This is a genomic window from Serratia rubidaea, from assembly GCF_016026735.1.
Lineage (GTDB): Bacteria > Pseudomonadota > Gammaproteobacteria > Enterobacterales > Enterobacteriaceae > Serratia_B > Serratia_B rubidaea.
In genome coordinates, this window is record NZ_CP065640.1 from 3,876,407 (window position 1) to 3,892,181 (window position 15,775).

Annotated in this window: 15 protein-coding genes and 1 pseudogene; 11 read left to right on the forward strand and 5 right to left on the reverse strand. The window is 59.6% G+C overall.

What is annotated here, in order from left to right; translation table 11 throughout:
* Positions 1–127 precede the first annotated feature (127 nt).
* On the forward strand, positions 128–1,006 hold the full coding sequence (locus I6G83_RS18195; RefSeq protein ID WP_054305052.1) for a helix-turn-helix domain-containing protein: 879 nt from the start codon (positions 128–130) through the stop codon (positions 1,004–1,006).
* Between the two features lie 6 nt (positions 1,007–1,012).
* Here the strand turns inward: I6G83_RS18195 and I6G83_RS18200 are convergent, their stop codons facing one another.
* The gene (locus I6G83_RS18200) at positions 1,013–2,227 is read right to left on the reverse strand and encodes a glycosyltransferase family protein (RefSeq protein WP_054305053.1); all 1,215 of its coding nucleotides are present in this window, start codon (positions 2,225–2,227) and stop codon (positions 1,013–1,015) included.
* On the reverse strand, positions 2,220–3,041 hold the full coding sequence (locus I6G83_RS18205; RefSeq protein ID WP_054305054.1) for a mannosyl-3-phosphoglycerate phosphatase-related protein: 822 nt from the start codon (positions 3,039–3,041) through the stop codon (positions 2,220–2,222). The genes I6G83_RS18200 and I6G83_RS18205 overlap by 8 nt, the downstream gene beginning before the upstream one ends.
* A 480-nt stretch (positions 3,042–3,521) precedes the next feature.
* On the opposite strand from I6G83_RS18205, the gene I6G83_RS18210 reads away from it, so the two are divergent.
* The 3 genes from I6G83_RS18210 to I6G83_RS18220 all read left to right on the forward strand — a co-directional run bounded on the left by I6G83_RS18210 (position 3,522) and on the right by I6G83_RS18220 (position 4,747).
* Positions 3,522–3,806, forward strand: a complete 285-nt coding sequence (locus I6G83_RS18210) for a hypothetical protein (RefSeq protein ID WP_126532736.1) — start codon at positions 3,522–3,524, stop codon at positions 3,804–3,806.
* Between the two features lie 63 nt (positions 3,807–3,869).
* Positions 3,870–4,217 carry a contact-dependent growth inhibition system immunity protein gene (locus tag I6G83_RS18215; protein ID WP_062778946.1) on the forward strand — a complete coding sequence of 116 codons (348 nt, stop codon included), beginning with the start codon at positions 3,870–3,872 and terminating at the stop codon, positions 4,215–4,217.
* Positions 4,218–4,336: 119 nt separating this feature from the next.
* The gene (locus tag I6G83_RS18220; protein WP_232238925.1) at positions 4,337–4,747 is read left to right on the forward strand and encodes a lysozyme inhibitor LprI family protein; all 411 of its coding nucleotides are present in this window, start codon (positions 4,337–4,339) and stop codon (positions 4,745–4,747) included.
* A 36-nt stretch (positions 4,748–4,783) separates the two neighbouring features.
* On the opposite strand, the gene I6G83_RS18225 is transcribed toward I6G83_RS18220, so the two are convergent.
* A complete protein-coding gene (locus I6G83_RS18225) occupies positions 4,784–5,065 on the reverse strand; it encodes a YjcB family protein (protein WP_015672309.1) in 282 nt (93 codons plus the stop codon).
* A gap of 325 nt (positions 5,066–5,390) precedes the next feature.
* On the opposite strand from I6G83_RS18225, the gene mrdA reads away from it, so the two are divergent.
* Complete coding sequence (gene mrdA / locus I6G83_RS18230) at positions 5,391–7,316, forward strand: penicillin-binding protein 2 (protein WP_054305057.1); 1,926 nt, start codon at positions 5,391–5,393, stop codon at positions 7,314–7,316.
* A 102-nt stretch (positions 7,317–7,418) separates the two neighbouring features.
* Positions 7,419–9,137 carry a penicillin-binding transpeptidase domain-containing protein gene (locus I6G83_RS18235; protein ID WP_054305058.1) on the forward strand — a complete coding sequence of 573 codons (1,719 nt, stop codon included), beginning with the start codon at positions 7,419–7,421 and terminating at the stop codon, positions 9,135–9,137.
* Between the two features lie 47 nt (positions 9,138–9,184).
* Here I6G83_RS18235 and I6G83_RS18240 read toward each other — a convergent pair whose 3' ends face one another.
* Positions 9,185–10,120 carry a LysR family transcriptional regulator gene (locus I6G83_RS18240; protein ID WP_015672312.1) on the reverse strand — a complete coding sequence of 312 codons (936 nt, stop codon included), beginning with the start codon at positions 10,118–10,120 and terminating at the stop codon, positions 9,185–9,187.
* A gap of 119 nt (positions 10,121–10,239) precedes the next feature.
* Between I6G83_RS18240 and I6G83_RS18245 the strand changes: the two genes are divergently transcribed.
* On the forward strand, positions 10,240–11,421 hold the full coding sequence (locus tag I6G83_RS18245; protein WP_015672313.1) for a M20 aminoacylase family protein: 1,182 nt from the start codon (positions 10,240–10,242) through the stop codon (positions 11,419–11,421).
* Between the two features lie 69 nt (positions 11,422–11,490).
* Positions 11,491–12,747 (forward strand): MFS transporter, encoded by a 1,257-nt coding sequence (locus I6G83_RS18250; RefSeq protein ID WP_054305059.1) that lies wholly within the window; start codon positions 11,491–11,493, stop codon positions 12,745–12,747.
* A gap of 159 nt (positions 12,748–12,906) precedes the next feature.
* Here the strand turns inward: I6G83_RS18250 and osmB are convergent, their stop codons facing one another.
* Positions 12,907–13,119, reverse strand: a complete 213-nt coding sequence (gene osmB, locus I6G83_RS18255; protein WP_015672315.1) for an osmotically-inducible lipoprotein OsmB — start codon at positions 13,117–13,119, stop codon at positions 12,907–12,909.
* Positions 13,120–13,500: 381 nt separating this feature from the next.
* Here osmB and I6G83_RS18260 point away from each other — a divergent pair, with 381 nt between their 5' ends.
* From I6G83_RS18260 to I6G83_RS18270, 3 genes and pseudogenes are all read left to right on the forward strand, one after another.
* Positions 13,501–13,974 (forward strand): Rrf2 family transcriptional regulator, encoded by a 474-nt coding sequence (locus I6G83_RS18260; protein ID WP_054305060.1) that lies wholly within the window; start codon positions 13,501–13,503, stop codon positions 13,972–13,974.
* 235 nt (positions 13,975–14,209) lie between these two features.
* Positions 14,210–14,341, forward strand: a pseudogene (locus tag I6G83_RS23595) (AcrZ family multidrug efflux pump-associated protein); the annotation flags it as partial.
* 306 nt (positions 14,342–14,647) lie between these two features.
* A complete protein-coding gene (locus tag I6G83_RS18270) occupies positions 14,648–15,775 on the forward strand; it encodes an efflux RND transporter periplasmic adaptor subunit (protein WP_054305061.1) in 1,128 nt (375 codons plus the stop codon).

A 15,775-nucleotide genomic window follows, 5' to 3' on the forward strand; every position in this document is an offset into this window, starting at 1 on the left:
CCGGGCCGCAGGGCGCTTGCCGGCGTTTGCGGCGAGTTGCATATTCTTGCGCTTTTTTTCGCGGCCCGGTGGTGCCGCGCCGTGCAACGCCTTACACTGAGAACCTGTTTACCACCCGGAGCACGGCATGTCAGCGTACAAGGCGTTTGCCACCCTGCATGAGCATAAGGCACAGCTGCATCATCACCTGCGCCTGGCGTCCGGCGTGGAGCTGGCTGCCTGGTCCAACTGCGACGATCGCATCACCCAGGAAAGCGCCGACCACCATACCCTCAGCCTGTACGTCGCCGACGGCTACGAGTGCTACCAAAAAGTGCCGGGCGGCTGGCGCAACGGCGGCGGGCCGGACCATTTCTGCATTATGCCGCGCCAGTATGAGTCAACTTGGGACGTGCGCAGCAGCCTGTCGTTTGTCCATCTGTACTGTACCGATGGTCATCTGCGGCAGCTGGTTGAACAGACCTGGGATCGCAGCCCGGCGGCGATCAACGTCGAGGCGCGCTCTTTCGGTGAAGATGCGCAGATTACGCGGCTCTACCGGCAGTTTTTGCTGAACGTCGACTGGCAGGAGCGCGCCAATCAGCTGACCATCAGCAGCGCGGCCGGCATGCTGATGTCGCACCTGCTGCAGCACTATACCCAGCTGCAGTGGCGGCTGCCGTCGGTGCGCGGCGGGCTGGCGCCGGCGGTGCTGCGCCGGGTGTGTGAGTTTATCCATGAACATCTGGAACAGCCGCTGCTGCTGGGTGAACTGGCGGCGCAGGCCGGGCTCAGCGAATTTCACTTTGCCCGCATGTTTAAACACGATACCGGCCTGGCGCCGCACCAATACGTGATGCGGGCGCGGCTGCAGCGGGCGGCGCACCTGCTGCGTCACGGCGGACTGCCGGTAACGCAGATCGCGCTGGCCTGCGGTTTCAGCTCCGCCAGCCACTTCAGCAACCGCTTCAAGACGTACTACGGCATGACGCCGCAGCAAATGCGCCAGGGAAACGCACCGGCCTGAGCCGCCTTATTGATTATCTTCCTCCACCGCCTGATACAGCTGCTGCAGAATATCGGGGAAGGCCGACTGCACGCGATTCCAGCTGGGCACAAACGGTTTGCTCTCCGCCGGAGCCTCCATAAACTGCTGGCCGGCCTGCGTAATCACATGGGCGAACAGCTCCACCGCCGACTCCTCGCTGTGGCGGTCGAACGTCAGGCCGTTGATTCTGGCGTCGTGGTCGAAGGCGTCGATCATATCCAGCGCGGTGCGATAATAGGTGGCGCGCAGCACGCGGAAAGAGTCGCCGGTGATGCTGACGCCCTGGATCGCCAGTTTGCGATACAGCGCCTTGGTGATATCGGTCGCCATCCGCTGCAGGCCGCCGGCGGGGTCGTGTTCCGACATCGGCTGGTGTTTGTGATCGTAATTATCGGCAATATCCACCTGGCAGATACGGTTGGTGGCGGTGGTGCGCTGCACCTCCGACAGAACGCCGATCTCCAGCCCCCAATCGCTGGGAATGCGCAGGTTGTTGAGTATATGGGTGCGCATGGCGAACTCGCCGGACAGCGGATAGCGATAGCTGCGCAGATAGTCCAGAAAGTCCGAGTTGCCGTACACTTTTTGCAGCGATTTCAGCAGCGGGAACACCAGCAGCCGGCCGACCCGGCCGTTTAATTTACCGTCCGCCACGCGGGCGTAATAGCCTTTGCAAAAATCATAATGGAAGTGCGGGTTGGCCAGCGGATAGAGCAGGCGGGCCAGCAGCTGACGATCGTAGGTGACAATGTCACAATCGTGCAGCGCTACGCAGCTGCTGCGGCGCGACGCCAGGGTATAGCCGCTGCAGAACCAGACGTTGCGCCCCTTGCCGGGTTCGCTCGGCGCCAGCCCCTTATCACTGAGCCGGCTGGCGATGGCGGCCAGGCGCGGACCGTCGTTCCACAAGATGCGGTGTCGCTGCGGCAGGCGGCTGAAGAAGCGTTTGGCATGTTCAAACTGTTGCCGGTCGGCGCGGTCCAGACCGATAACGATCTCCTGTAGATAGGGCACCTGCGCCAGCGTGGCGACGATATGGTCCAGCGCCGCGCCCTCCAGCTCCGAGTAGAGCGAAGGCAAAATCAGCCCCATTGGCGTACGGCCGGCGAACACCTGCAGTTCATACTCCAGCTCCTCGACCGGCCGGCGGGTCAGATTATGGAAGTTGGTAATGATACCGTCCTGATAAAACTCACTCATGGGCGATCCTCCGTACGTTGCCGGATAACAGGAAATGGTCCAGTCCCTCGCTCCAGCCGGCCGGGCCGGTTTGCCGGCTGCGGTACAGCCGGCCACGGCGCGTCGCCGGCAGCCGGAGCGCTGCGCCATGCCGCGCACGGATCAGGACGGCATAATCCGCACTTTGCAGCAGCGGCAGGTCGTTCGGTCCGTCCCCCAGCGCCAGCGTGGCGAAGGCGCGCTGATGGCGTAACTGATAGCGACGGGTCAGCCAGCGTGCGGCGCGGCCCTTGCTGACGCCGCGTCCCATTACGTGGTAAAAGCGGCCGCCGCGGGTCAGCGCCAGCCGTTGCTGCGCTAGCGCACGGCGAAACTGGGCCAACTGCCGTTCATCATCCAGCCAGCGCAGCGGTTCAGTGCCCGCCCGCTGTCGCGCCAGCCGGGCTTCAGCCGGAGTAAATCCGCACCACTGCGCCACCGTTGCGTCGTCGACGTCGGCAAAGCCGCGGAAGGCGAAGCTGGCGCGCAGCCGGCGCAATGCGTTAACAATGGCGGCATAGTCTGCGCCAAAAACGCGCGCAGGACGGTGCCAGGCGGCAGGGAAGACGACCTGTGCGCCGTTTTCGGCGATAAAGGGAAAGGCGCTCAGGCCAAGGCGCTGCTGCAGCACGATGATTTCCGCCGCCGTTTTGCTGCTGGCAATAATCACCGGCAGGCGCGCGGCGTTTAGCCGCTGCAGCCAGGGCTGCGCCGCCTGCCAGCTGTAACTGTCGTGATCCAGCAGTGAGCCGTCCAGGTCGGAAAAAATCAGCAAATTGTCTTTCAACGTCAGCATCTTATCTCCATCGATCATTACGTGGCGCGGCCGGCGCGGAGCGCGCGCCCCGGAGTGGATTTTGTGATACGCATCACAATTAACCCTAATGGGTTATCCCGGTTCGCGCAAGTTTCCGCGCCTCAGGATGGATTTGATGAGAGGAAGTGAGGGAAATCATCCGCGGCTTGGTGGTGGCCGGAGCGGAGAAATAAACAGCCGCTGCGGGCTGCGTATTAAATAGATATTTTTAGCGCGTGTAATTACCGTTTTTTGTGAATATTTCGTTTACAGATGAAGTCGTGAATTCATTTTTATGATGAGTCATTCGTCTTTATTTTTTATCGTCGATGAGATTGTGATGTTATTGTTTTGTAAGGTATAAAATTGCGTGCTGGAGCGTTGATTTTATCGGGGGCAGGCATAGAATCAGCGCAGCCAATATCAACCGCCGCGGTTGAAACGGTTTAATTCTATCGATAACAAACAGGGAGTTTGCTAATGAGTCATACCAGGAAATTATTGGAAGCTCAGACCAATGGCGTGCAGAAGTTTGGTAAAAGTTTTAGCGTGCTGGGCTGGATTTGCTTAATTATCTCCGCAATTATTCTTTTGGTTCCGTTGCTCTTCGGGCTGGGCTTCCTGGGGATTTATGTGGCCAGCCCGTTCCTGCTGATGGCCGGCATGTTTATTTATATCGGCAAGAAAACGAACAAGCACATGGCGTTGTATAAAGGGGCTGCGTCCGAAGCGGCGGATATTCTGGAGAAACAGCTGAAGGATTGAGCACCGTGCGCCGGCTCCGCGCAGCGGCGTCGGCCAATGTTTCTCTCAGGCAGGGGCCTACATATGCGATTTAATGGAGATTTCAGCGAATTAAACCATTTGATTAGTCTCTATTTTGGTCAGGACTACGACCTGTTTACCGATGCTGAAACTGTAGAAGGGGTGATTGATGGTTTTCTGGAACAAAGCGGTTACCAAGTGATCGGTGATATTCTTGAGGAGGCGAGAGAGTTTCAAGCCACCTATGCCGAGCGTCTGAGCGAGGAAATGGCTATACAATTTTCTAGCGATTTTGTCCCAGAGTGCTGGGGAAGCTCGGCGCAAGAATTCTTCACGCTGATACAGCAAAAAGCGGAGAAAAAGTTAGCGGACCTTAAGTGCTCAGAGCGGTTACAGCGATCTCCCCACTGAATCAGGTGGATAGTGCGGCGAAACAACATCCCGTCATAAAATTCCCGCCAATTGATTAAAGGGATTACACTGACAGCTCAATACGCAAATTCGCAAAAGAACAAACTTGGCCGGGAGGCATGATGAAAGTAGCTCTGTTGGGTGTCGCGCTGCTGTTGACGGCATCACAAACGGCGTGGGCGGCGCAGGCGTGCGGCGATAAAACTAGCCAGACCGAAATGAACGTCTGCGCCGCCGGCGAGTACAAGCAGGCGGATGCGCAGCTTAATGCGCGTTATAAACAGCTGCAGAGCCGGCTAAAAGGGGATGAGGCCGCTGCCAAACGGCTGGTTGCCGCGCAGCGCGCCTGGATTGGCTTTCGCGATGCGGACTGCCAGTTCAGCACCGGCGCCAGCGAAGGCGGTTCGCTGCACGGGTTTGTGCTGAGCAGCTGCCTGACGGAGAAAACGCAGGCCCGCAGCGCGGAGTTTGACAAGCTGCTGAACTGCCCGGAAGGTGATACCAGCTGCCCGGTACCGCCGGCGCCATAAACCCAGCGCGCCGGTCGTCAGGCCGGCGCATGTCGTTCAGGGGATCGGCCAGTCGGTCGGCATCTGGCTCATCACATCGATAAACACATCTTTGCTCACCGCCCAGAAGTGCGATACGCCTTCCACGGTCAGGGTGATGCCCATCAGGCCCATCACAAACCAGATGGTGGTAAACAGCCCGAGGCTGCTGAAGATAAATGCCATGCCGTTACGGCTGGCTTTACGGCAAACAACGTTTAACTGACTGGCGATAAACATCATGACGGCGCTCAGCAACTCCCAGCGCATCATGATAAAGCCCGTGGCTATGGTACTCATCGAAACAGATCCTTGACTACAAATTGGCGTTCGTCCGTCTCAATTCGGCGTGCCGATAACGCAGAGCGGTGGAAGCGACGTGAAGAAAAACAGGATCAGCAACGTGATCCGGATCACATTATAGCACCGGCCTGATTGGCGGCTCAATGCCCGCGCGCGGAGAAATTACCGTTTCGCGACACATTCAAACATGCTGAAACATTTCTGCTACATCATTAGCAACCTTTTCATGGGGAGGCCCGCGGAATAACGCTATGCTTGGCCGTTTTTCAACCCGTTGTTTTTACAGCGGGAAAGAGACAGTCAGACAGGTAACCCGCCCCGCATGGCCCTATTAAAAGAGAAAATTCGCGACCATTCCGCCGAGGAAATGCTGTTTGTCCGCCGCGCCGGCGTGGCGCTGTTGGTCGTTGTGGCCTGCTTCGGCGCGCTGATTTACAACCTGTACCGCCTGCAGGTGAAACAACACGATTTCTATCAGACGCGCTCCAATCAGAACGATATCAAAATGGTGCCGATCGCCCCCAGCCGCGGGCTGATCTATGATCGTAACGGCGTGCCGCTGGTGCGCAACCTTACGCTGTATCAACTGCAGGTCGTCCCCAGCAAAATCACCAATATGTCAGCGCTGCTGCAGGCGTTGACGCCGATTGTCGATTTAACGCCGGACGATATCAGCAGCTTCCGCGATGAAATGGCGCACACCAGCCGCTATAAGCCGGTGACGTTAAAAAGCGAACTGAGCGAAACGCAGGTGGCGCGCTTCGCTGTTAACCAGTACCGCTTTAACGGCGTGACGGTTGACAGCTATCAGCAGCGGCAGTACCCCTACGGCGCGCAGCTGGCGCACGTAGTGGGTTACGTGTCGAAAATCAACGATCGCGACATTAAACGGCTGAGCGAAAGCGGAGAGATGGAGAACTATGCGGCCGACCACAACATCGGCAAGCAGGGCATCGAAGGCTATTACGAGAAAGAGCTGCACGGCGTGACCGGCTATCGGGAAGTGGAAGTGGATAACCATGGCCGCATCGTCCGGCTGCTGAAAGAGCAGCCGCCGCAGGCCGGTAAAAACATCTATCTGACGCTGGACGTGCGTCTGCAGCAGTACATCGAATCGGTGCTGAAGAACCAGCGCGCGGCGGTGGTGGTGGAGGATCCGCGCGACGGCGGTATTCTGGCGATGGTCTCCAGCCCGAGCTACGATCCCAACCCGTTTGTGAAGGGCATCAGCTACAAGGCGTATAAAACGCTGCTGTCCAACCCCGATCTGCCGCTAATCAACCGCGCGACCCAGGGGCTGTATCCGCCGGCGTCAACGGTGAAGCCCTATATGGCGCTGTCTGCTTTATTTTCCGGCGTGATCACGCCGAGCACCACCTATTTCGGCGCGCCGACCTGGACGCTGCCCGGCACCAAACGCCGCTACCGCGACTGGCTGAAAAGCGGCCACGGCATGCTGAACGTCACCAAAGCGATTGAAGAATCCGCCGATACCTTCTTCTATCAGGTGGCTTTCGACCTGGGGATCGACCGCATTCACAGCTGGCTGAGCCAGTTCGGCTACGGCAGGCCGACCGGCATCGACCTGAATGAAGAGTACAACGGGGTGCTGCCGAGCCGTGAGTGGAAACAGCGGGTGCACAAAAAGACCTGGTATCAGGGGGATACCATTTCGGTGGGCATCGGCCAGGGTTACTGGATCGCCACGCCGATACAGATGGTCAAGGCGCTGACCATTCTGCTCAATAACGGCAAGGTGAAAAATCCGCACCTGCTGTACTCCATGAAGCGCGGCGCGCAGGTCAGCCTTTACCGGCAGCCGGCGCACGGCGCGCAGGTCGGCGACCCCAACTCGCCGTACTGGGGCATTGTGCGCAACGGCATGTACGGCATGGCTAACCTGCCTAACGGCACCGGCTACAAGCTGTTCCACAGCGCGCCTTACCACATTGCCGCCAAGTCGGGCACCTCGCAGGTGTTCGGGCTGAAGGAGAACCAGACCTATAACGCCAAAATGATCCCGGTGCGGCTGCGCGACCATATCTTCTACACCCTGTTTGCGCCGTATCAACACCCGAAGGTGGCGATGGCGCTGATCCTGGAGAACGGCGGGGGAGACGGCGTGGTCGCCGGGCCGACCGCGCGGGCGATCCTCGACCATATTTTCGACCCGGCCAACGCACCGCCGGCCGGTGAACCGGAGAAAGTGAAGGCGCCGATGAGTGACAGTGCCGATGTGCAACAGTAACTGAAGCTTATTGTTACTTTCTTACAAACTGCAACCTTCCGCTTAGATTTTTCTGGGTAGACTGCAGAGATAAAGAATCCGAATAAAAACGCAGGGTTAACAGTGGCACCATCTTCAAAAAAGAACGTTAAAAATTACTCATCATTACGCTTTGGCTGGATCTGCGCCGGGATACTGCTGTGCTTTATCCTGCTGATGCTGCGCGTCGGTTATCTGCAGCTGCTGGAGCACCAGCAGCTGACCAGCCAGGCGGATCAGCGCTCGGTGCGTACTCAGGTGGTGCCGACCAACCGCGGTATGATCAGCGATCGCCATAACGAAGCGTTGGCGGTCAGCGTTTCTTCACGCGATATCGTGCTTGACCCGAAACATATTATCGACACCCATACCAATACCGGCGACGAACGCTGGCAGAGCATGGCCAATATCCTGAAGATGCCGCTGAGCGATATTCAGGCGCTGATCCAGCGCAACGCCCGCAAACGCTTCGTCTACCTGGCGCGCAAGGTAGAGGATGACAATGCGGAATATATCAAGAAGCTGCATCTGACCGGGGTCAGCAGCGAGCAGGACTTCAGCCGCTTTTATCCGATGGGGCAAGACGCCGCCGGGCTGATCGGCATTGTCGGCCAGAATAATCAGGGGCTGGAAGGCATCGAGCGCGGCTTTAACCACCTGCTGCAGGGCAAAAACGGCCTGCGGGTGTACCAGAAAGACGGCAACGGCGCGGTGATTAACGTATTGAAAAACGTCGATCCGGTGCCGCCGCCGAACATTACGCTGAGCATTGATAAATTTATTCAGTATGTGCTGTTTGCCCAGATCCGCGACGGGGTGATCGCCAACCAGGCGGACTCCGGCTGTGCGGTGCTGGTGAAGGTCAACACCGGCGAAGTGCTCGGCATGGCGAGCTACCCGACCTTTAACCCGAATAACTACGCCAACGCGCCGTCGCAGAATATCCGCAATGTGTGCAGCAGCGACAGCTTCGAGCCGGGTTCCACCGTGAAACCGCTGGTGGTGATGGTCGGCCTCAACCGCCATCTGATCCAGCCCGATACCGTGCTGGACACCACGCCGTACCGGGTTAACGGCCACCTGATCCGCGACGTGGGGCACTGGTCGAAGCTGAGTATCACCGGCGTGCTGCAAAAATCCAGCGATATCGCGGTGTCGCATATTGCGCTGGCGATGCCGGCCACCATCCTGCCGGCGGTGTACCAGAACTTTGGCCTGGGGAAACCGACCGAGCTGGGCATCGGTAACGAAAGCAGCGGCTATCTGCCGTTGCACCGCACTCGCTGGGCGGATATTGAGCGCGCGACCTTCTCGTTCGGCTACGGCCTGCGGGTGACGCCGCTGCAGATGGCGCGCGAGTACGCGGCGATCGGCGCGTTCGGCGTCTACCGGCCGCTGTCGATCACCAAGGTGACGCCGCCGGTGGTGGGCCAGCGTGTGATGCCGGCCTCGGTGGTGAAATCGGTGGTGCATATGATGGAAAGCGACGCCTTGCCGGGCGGCAGCGGCGTCAGCGCCGCGGTGCCGGGCTACCGTCTGGCGATTAAAACCGGCACCGCGGAGAAAATGGGCAGCAACGGCAAATACGACGGCGGCTATATCAACTACACCGCCGGCGTCGCGCCGGCCAGCGACCCGCAGGTGGCGCTGGTGGTGATGGTTAACAACCCGAAAGCCGGCAAACACTTCGGCGGTTCGGTGGCCGGCCCGGTGTTCGGTAAAATCATGGGCCAGGTGCTGGAGCATATGAATATCCTGCCGGACGCCCAGCCGCTGAACGTGGTATCCAGCATTAAAGGCTGATCCCCCGCGGCCTGCCGGGCAACGTACCGGCAGGCCGTCTCTTCCCGTTATGACTTCCCGCCCGTGCGCATCATGCCGCGCTCCAGCTGTTTCCACAGGTAGCTGACCGCGGGCGTCATACGCCGCCCGGCGCGGCAGATCAGCTGGCTGGGAAAGGCGCGGGCGATCGGATGATCGATCGGGATCGCCGTGACGCGCCGCTCGTCGAGCGGATGCCGGGTGGCGTCGCTGGACATAAAGGCCACGCCCAGCCCGGCGGCGGCGATCGCCTGCGCGGCGGTAAACATATTGCAGCGGTAGGACGGGGCGAAGTGGATCTGTTCGGCCTGCGCCAGCGCGTGCAGATAGCGCTGTACGCCAAAGTGGTCGGGCATAAAAATCAGCCGCTGGGCCTGCAGCTCGCGCACCGTCACGCTGCGCTGTCCGGCCAAAGGATGGCTGACGCTGACCACGGCGGAAAAGGGCGCACCGCGAAACGAGCGCACCTTGAGCCGCGGATCAAAATCGTCAACGCCGGTGCACAGCCCCATATCCACCTGGCCTTCACGCACCATGGCGATAATCTCGGCGGTGGAGCCGCAGCGCACGTCCACCACGATATCCGGATAGTGCTCGCTGAAATCGCGCAGCGCGCGGCCCAGCAGCCGGTCGATAAACCCTTCGCCGACGCCGATGGCGATATGTCCGCGCTTTAACTGACGGAACTCCTGCAGCTGCATCGTCAGCTCCTGCTGGCGCTGCAGACGTTCGCGGTAGAAATCCACCAGATGCAGGCCGATTTCCGTCAGCGTGACGCCGCGCCCCTGACGTTCCAGCAGCACCATATCCAGCTTGTGTTCCAACTGCGCCAGCTGGCGGCTGACGGCGGAGGCGTTAACGCCCAGTTTATCGGCGGCGGCGCGCACGCCGCCGTAGTTGGCCACTTCATACAGATAACGCAGCTGGCGCTCATCCACCTCGCTGACAAAGCTGTCCCCACGCATGATTGCCGCCTCGATTGTTGACTTAAAGGCAACACAATAGCACGCGGTATGTTATGTGAGCAGTAAAAAACCGGTGCTAGACTCGATGGTTCCCTTTACTGATTGATGGGTGTAACCAAATGAAAAGTAACGGTAATTATACGGAGTTGACGGATGTCGCGCCGCTGGAGGAGGAGCTGACCGCGCTGCGGCGCCACCTGCACCAGCATCCTGAACTGTCCAACGTTGAGCAGCAAACCGCCGCGCTGGTGGCGGACAAGCTGCGGCAGTGGGGCTATCAGGTCACCACCGGCATCGGCGGCTATGGCGTGGTGGGCACGCTGCAGGTCGGCGATGGCGGCAAGCGGCTGGCGCTGCGCGCCGATATGGACGCGCTGCCGATCGAGGAAAGCGGCGACCACGCCTACCGCAGCCGGCAGCCGGGCGTAATGCATGCCTGCGGCCATGACGGCCATACCGCCATGCTGCTGGGGGCGGCGCGCTATCTGGCGCAGAGCCGCAGCTTCTCCGGCACCCTGCACCTGGTGTTTCAGCCGGCGGAAGAGGTGGGCAGCAACAGCGGGGCGCAGCGCATGATCGCCGACGGTCTGTTTGAACGCTTCCCGTGCGACGCCATTTTCGGCATGCATAACCATCCCGGCTATCCCGCCGGCACCATGATGTTCCGCAGCGGCCCTTTTATGGCGGCCTGCGATACCATCACCATCACGCTGCACGGTAAGGGCGGCCATGCGGCGCGGCCGCATCTGGCGGTCGATCCGCTGGTTGCCGCCAGCAGCCTGGTGATGGCGCTGCAGACGGTGGTGGCGCGCAATATCGACCCGACCGAGGCGGCGGTGGTCACCATCGGCTCGCTGCATGCCGGCCACGCCGCCAACGTCATCCCGCAAAGCGCCACGATGGAGCTGAGCGTGCGTTCGTTTAATCCGCAGGTGCGCGAGCAGTTAAAACAGCGCATCAGCGAATTGGCGCAGCAGCATGCCGCCGGCTACGGCGCGCGCGCCGAGGTCGACATCCTGCCGGGTTACCCGGTGCTGATCAATCACCCACAGGAAACTGAATTCGCCCGTCAGGTAGCCACAGAGCTGCTGGGCGAACAGCAGGTGGTCGCGCCGTTTCCCGCGATCGCCGGCAGTGAGGATTTCGCCTACTACCTGCAGCAGCGTCCGGGCTGCTTTATGCGCCTCGGCAATGGCGACAGCGCCATGCTGCACAACGCCGCCTACGACTTTAACGATGCCAACCTGACGGTCGGCGCCGCTTACTGGGCGCGGCTGACGGAACGTTTCCTCACGGCATAACCATAACAACGATACGCCGCCTGGCGCGGCCTTAATGACAGACAGGGTTAACAGACAGGAGCAGGGTCTATGCACACGGTTGAAACCTCGCAGCGGAAGATTATTGTCGCTGCCGTGTTCGGTAATCTTCTCGAGTTTTATGATTTTACCGTCTACAGCTATTTCGCCTTGGCGATCAGTAAACAGTTTTTCCCCAGCCACGATCCGGTCATCTCCACCATGCTGGCGTTTTCCGCCTTTGCCATCGGCTTTGTCGCCCGGCCGCTCGGTGGGGTGGTGCTGGGTTACTATGCCGATAGAAAGGGACGCCGGGCGGCGCTGACGCTGACCATTATGCTGATGGCGCTGGGGGCGGCGATGATTGGCCTGGCGCCCAACTATGCCGCCATCGGCGTGGCCGCACCGGCGCTGATCGTATTGGCGCGGCTGATTCAGGGCTTTGCCCAGGGCGGCGAATTCGGCGCCGCTACCGCCACGCTGTTGGAAACCGGCTCCGACGAGCGCCGCGGTTTTCGCGCCAGCTGGCAGCTCGCCAGCCAGGGAGCGGCAGCGCTGCTGGGGGCGGCGGTGGCCGCCGTTCTGACCTTCAGCCTGTCGGCGGAGGCGCTGGCGGAGTGGGGCTGGCGCATTCCGTTCCTGCTCGGCACGCTGATTGTGCCGGTGGGCATCTATCTGCGCCGGCATATCGTTGACGAGCCGCCGGCGGCCAAACCGGCAGAGCGGCGGATGTTCGAGGCGCGCCACGTGCGCAACTGGCTGCTGACGGTTTTTTCAATCATGGGCATGTCGGTCTCCAGCTATATCATGATTTACTACCTGCCGACCTACAGTATCCAGCAGTTGGGGCTGCCGGAGCGGCTGTCGATTATGGTGGCGCTGGCGACCAGCGTGATTTCGTTTGTGATGTGTCCGATCTACGGCGCCTGGTCGGATAAACTGCGCAAGCGTAAACCGCTGGCGATGTTCGGCCGCCTGATGCTGCTGCTGTTGTTGTACCCGGCCTTCTGGGCCATGACGCACTTTCCCACCTTGCCGGCGGTCATGTCGGTGATGATTGTGCTGATGCTGTTCTACACCATGGGCTCCGCGCCGGCCTACGCGCTGATGCCGGAAAGCTTCCCGCGCCATATCCGCGCCAGCTATATGGCCAGCGCCTACGCGGTGGCGGTATCGCTGTTCGGCGGCACCGCGCAGCTGATGGCCGCCTGGCTGCTGGACATTACCGGCAATAAAATGGCGCCGGCCTGGTATATGATGATCTGCGTATTAATTTCGCTGCTGGCGGTCGCCCGTTTTGAAGAAACCGGCGATAAGGCGCTGGAATAAGCGACGCGTGGTGAACGTTAAAAAGAAAATAGACGGCGGCAGCGCTATGCTATTTTTCAGCGTCCGCGGTGAAAGGGAAATAAAGGTATTAATTAGCCGTGAAATAAATTAGCCGACGTTGCAGCCAGGGAGCGGCTGCAACGTCGGAATTAACGGTGATTAACGGCTGGTCTGGTGGCCGATGATGCCGCCCAGTGCAGCGCCGCCCAGGGTTCCCAGGGTGCTGCCGTCGGTCAGCACCGCGCCGCCCAGAGCGCCGACGCCGGCGCCGACGGCGGTATTACGATCGCGATTAGACATGTGACCACACGCAGTAACAGACAGCGTTGACAGAATCAAAACAGCTACGCCAGCGGTACGTTTAATGTTCATAGTATTTCCTGGTAAAAGTGAGGAATTAATAAACGATAACGTAAAGATTAATGCCTCGGTAAAAGTTGCAGTGAATGTATTCCGCCGTTCAAAAATAAAATAGGGAAATATTCTTAATTTTTTGTAGGGGGAACCTTATTTTCCTGTGCGGGAAATCGTCGCGTGCGCAGAGGCAGCCTGCAGCGCCGCGCGGCGGACGCGGACATGGCGGAGAAAAGCGCGATATTATCGGCGCAGGTGCGATTGTGTTACCAATGACACAAAAAGCTAAAAGCGTACGCCGCATGAATTGACTTTTGGCGACCCGCTATTCAGTATGGGACTCTCGTGTCACAGATATGACATTCTTATCCGGTCATAAGAAATACAGCAGGTGCCAGCGTGTCTACCTCAACCCGTTTTGCCGTTGCTATTCACATACTTACCAATATTACGCTGTTCCGCGGCCAGGCGGTGCGTTCTGAGGATATTGCCCGCAGTGTGAATACCAACCCGACGGTGGTGCGCCGCATTCTCGGCGCGCTGGCGGAAGCGGGGCTGACGCATTCGCAAATGGGACAGGGGGGCGGGGCCTTGCTGGCCAGGCCGGCCGACGAGATTACGCTGCGCGATATCTACCATGCGGTGGAAGAGCAGCCTTACTTCCCGCTGCACCGTTCCAAACCCAACGATGCCTGCTATATCGGCCACGCGATAGTTCCCGTGCTGGAAGACGAGTTTGAGCGCATCAGCCGCCAGATGGACCATGCGCTGGCGAAAACCACGCTGGCCGATATCGTCGGCCGGGTAGAAGCCTGCGCCGGCTATCCTTTTACCCCCTGCGAACCGGCATCGACGTCACACCTGCCCAATTAATCAATCCGATGAATCATTGGCTCTTTAAAGAGCATTTTTTTGCATTGCTTTAATGTAACTGTGTACGTTACATTGATCCACGTCAAAGTGTGACCACTCTTGTCACAGATAGGACATCTTTATTCGATGAGGAAAAATCCCTGAGAGAACGCTCTCTTCGGGAGGGGATATTTTGCTCATTTTTCCGCTGACGGCCAGGTGCGCCGTTATTAATTGTATTGACCAGGAGACGACGATGATTGAGATGTTAGAAAGCCTGGCGATGGTGGTGATTCTGGTGCCGGTGATGGTAGCGGTGCTGCTCGGGGCGATTTACGGCCTGGGCGAACTGTTTAACCTGATTTCCAACGCCGGCAAGAAGAAAGAAAAATCTGCGCCAGCCGCCGCCGTACAGGCGAAGCCGGCTACGGAAGCGCGCGTCAAACCCACGGCCGCCAACGCCGAAGCATAATCGCATTATGCCAGCAAGCAGGGCCGAATCGGCAGACGATTCGGCCCTTTTTTTATCGTAAACCGCCGCAGCGCGTTCTGCACACTGTGTGCAGTATTTCGCTGCTGTTAACCACTTTTTCACTCTGCTTCTGTAACCTTTACCAAATCCTGACGGTTGCGCATCGGCGATCTCCTTATCATTGAGAATAAACGTTCATTCTTTATCTATCGGTGATTTTCTATGCGAGTAACACGTGTTGCGCTGTTCGGCCTGTCGCTGCTGCTAAGCGGCTGCGATCGGCCGTCGGACGCGCCGGCGGCGGGGCCGCTGGAAGTAGGCGTGCGGACGCTGCAGGCCCGGCCGGTGACGCTGAGCAGCGAGCTTTCCGGACGAGTGACCGCCGCGATGAGTTCTGAAGTGCGTCCGCAGGTTGACGGCATTATCAAACGGCGGCTGTTCACCGAGGGTGCGGAGGTGAAGGCGGGTCAGTTGCTGTATCAGATTGACCCGGCCAGCTATCAGGCCAGTTACGATCAGGCGCTGGCGCAGCTGCAGAATGCCCGGGCGACGGTAAAATCCAGCCGCCTTAAGGCACAGCGCTATGCGGCGCTGGTGAAAGAAAACGGCGTGTCTCAGCAGGACGCCGATGATGCGCAGGCGAGCTATCAACAGGCGCTGGCGTCGGTTGCGCAGTACCGCGCGGCGGTAGCCAGCGCCAAAGTCAATCTGGATTACACCCAGGTGCGGGCGCCGATTGCCGGCCGTATCGGCATTTCCGCCGTCACTCCCGGTGCGCTGGTGACCGCCGGTCAGAGCGACGCGCTGGCCACTATCCGCGCGCTGGATCCGATCTATATCGACCTGACGCAGTCCAGCAGCCAGCTGCTGAAGCTGCGCAAACGCCTGGCGGGGGTCAAAACGTCGCAGACGGTGCCGGTGAAGGTTCAGCTGGAGGACGGCACGGCCTATGCCCAGCAGGGAAAACTGGCATTAACCGAAGTGGCGGTGGATGAGTCAACCGGCTCGGTCACCCTGCGGGCGGTGGTGCCCAACCCGCAGCACCAGCTGCTGCCGGGCATGTATGTGCGGGCGACGGTGGAAAACGGCGTCGATCCGCAGGCGATTCTGGCGCCGCAGCAGGGGATCGGCCGCGATGCCGACGGCAACGCCACCGCCTGGGTGGTAAACCGACAGAATCAGGTGGAACAGCGCCGGGTGGTTACCGACCGGGTGATTGGCAGCAGTTGGCTGGTGACCTCCGGCCTGCAGGCGGGCGATCGGCTGATTGTCGAAGGCACCGATAAGGTGAAGGCGGGCAGCCGGGTCAGCGCCGTCGAAGTGGCGACCGCCAAGGATAAGGTGCAGTAA

What these genes read in the sequence shown, in the direction of transcription:
- I6G83_RS18220 (WP_232238925.1), top strand. Translation starts at nt 4,337, where the DNA reads ATGATGAAAGTAGCTCTGTTGGGTGTCGCGCTGCTGTTGACGGCATCA.
- osmB (WP_015672315.1), bottom strand. Translation starts at nt 13,119, where the DNA reads ATGAACATTAAACGTACCGCTGGCGTAGCTGTTTTGATTCTGTCAACG.
- I6G83_RS18270 (WP_054305061.1), top strand. Translation starts at nt 14,648, where the DNA reads ATGCGAGTAACACGTGTTGCGCTGTTCGGCCTGTCGCTGCTGCTAAGC.
- I6G83_RS18210 (WP_126532736.1), top strand. Translation starts at nt 3,522, where the DNA reads ATGAGTCATACCAGGAAATTATTGGAAGCTCAGACCAATGGCGTGCAG.
- I6G83_RS18250 (WP_054305059.1), top strand. Translation starts at nt 11,491, where the DNA reads ATGCACACGGTTGAAACCTCGCAGCGGAAGATTATTGTCGCTGCCGTG.
- I6G83_RS18225 (WP_015672309.1), bottom strand. Translation starts at nt 5,065, where the DNA reads ATGAGTACCATAGCCACGGGCTTTATCATGATGCGCTGGGAGTTGCTG.
- I6G83_RS18215 (WP_062778946.1), top strand. Translation starts at nt 3,870, where the DNA reads ATGCGATTTAATGGAGATTTCAGCGAATTAAACCATTTGATTAGTCTC.
- I6G83_RS18195 (WP_054305052.1), top strand. Translation starts at nt 128, where the DNA reads ATGTCAGCGTACAAGGCGTTTGCCACCCTGCATGAGCATAAGGCACAG.
- I6G83_RS18240 (WP_015672312.1), bottom strand. Translation starts at nt 10,120, where the DNA reads ATGCGTGGGGACAGCTTTGTCAGCGAGGTGGATGAGCGCCAGCTGCGT.
- I6G83_RS18200 (WP_054305053.1), bottom strand. Translation starts at nt 2,227, where the DNA reads ATGAGTGAGTTTTATCAGGACGGTATCATTACCAACTTCCATAATCTG.
- I6G83_RS18205 (WP_054305054.1), bottom strand. Translation starts at nt 3,041, where the DNA reads ATGCTGACGTTGAAAGACAATTTGCTGATTTTTTCCGACCTGGACGGC.
- mrdA (WP_054305057.1), top strand. Translation starts at nt 5,391, where the DNA reads ATGGCCCTATTAAAAGAGAAAATTCGCGACCATTCCGCCGAGGAAATG.
- I6G83_RS18245 (WP_015672313.1), top strand. Translation starts at nt 10,240, where the DNA reads ATGAAAAGTAACGGTAATTATACGGAGTTGACGGATGTCGCGCCGCTG.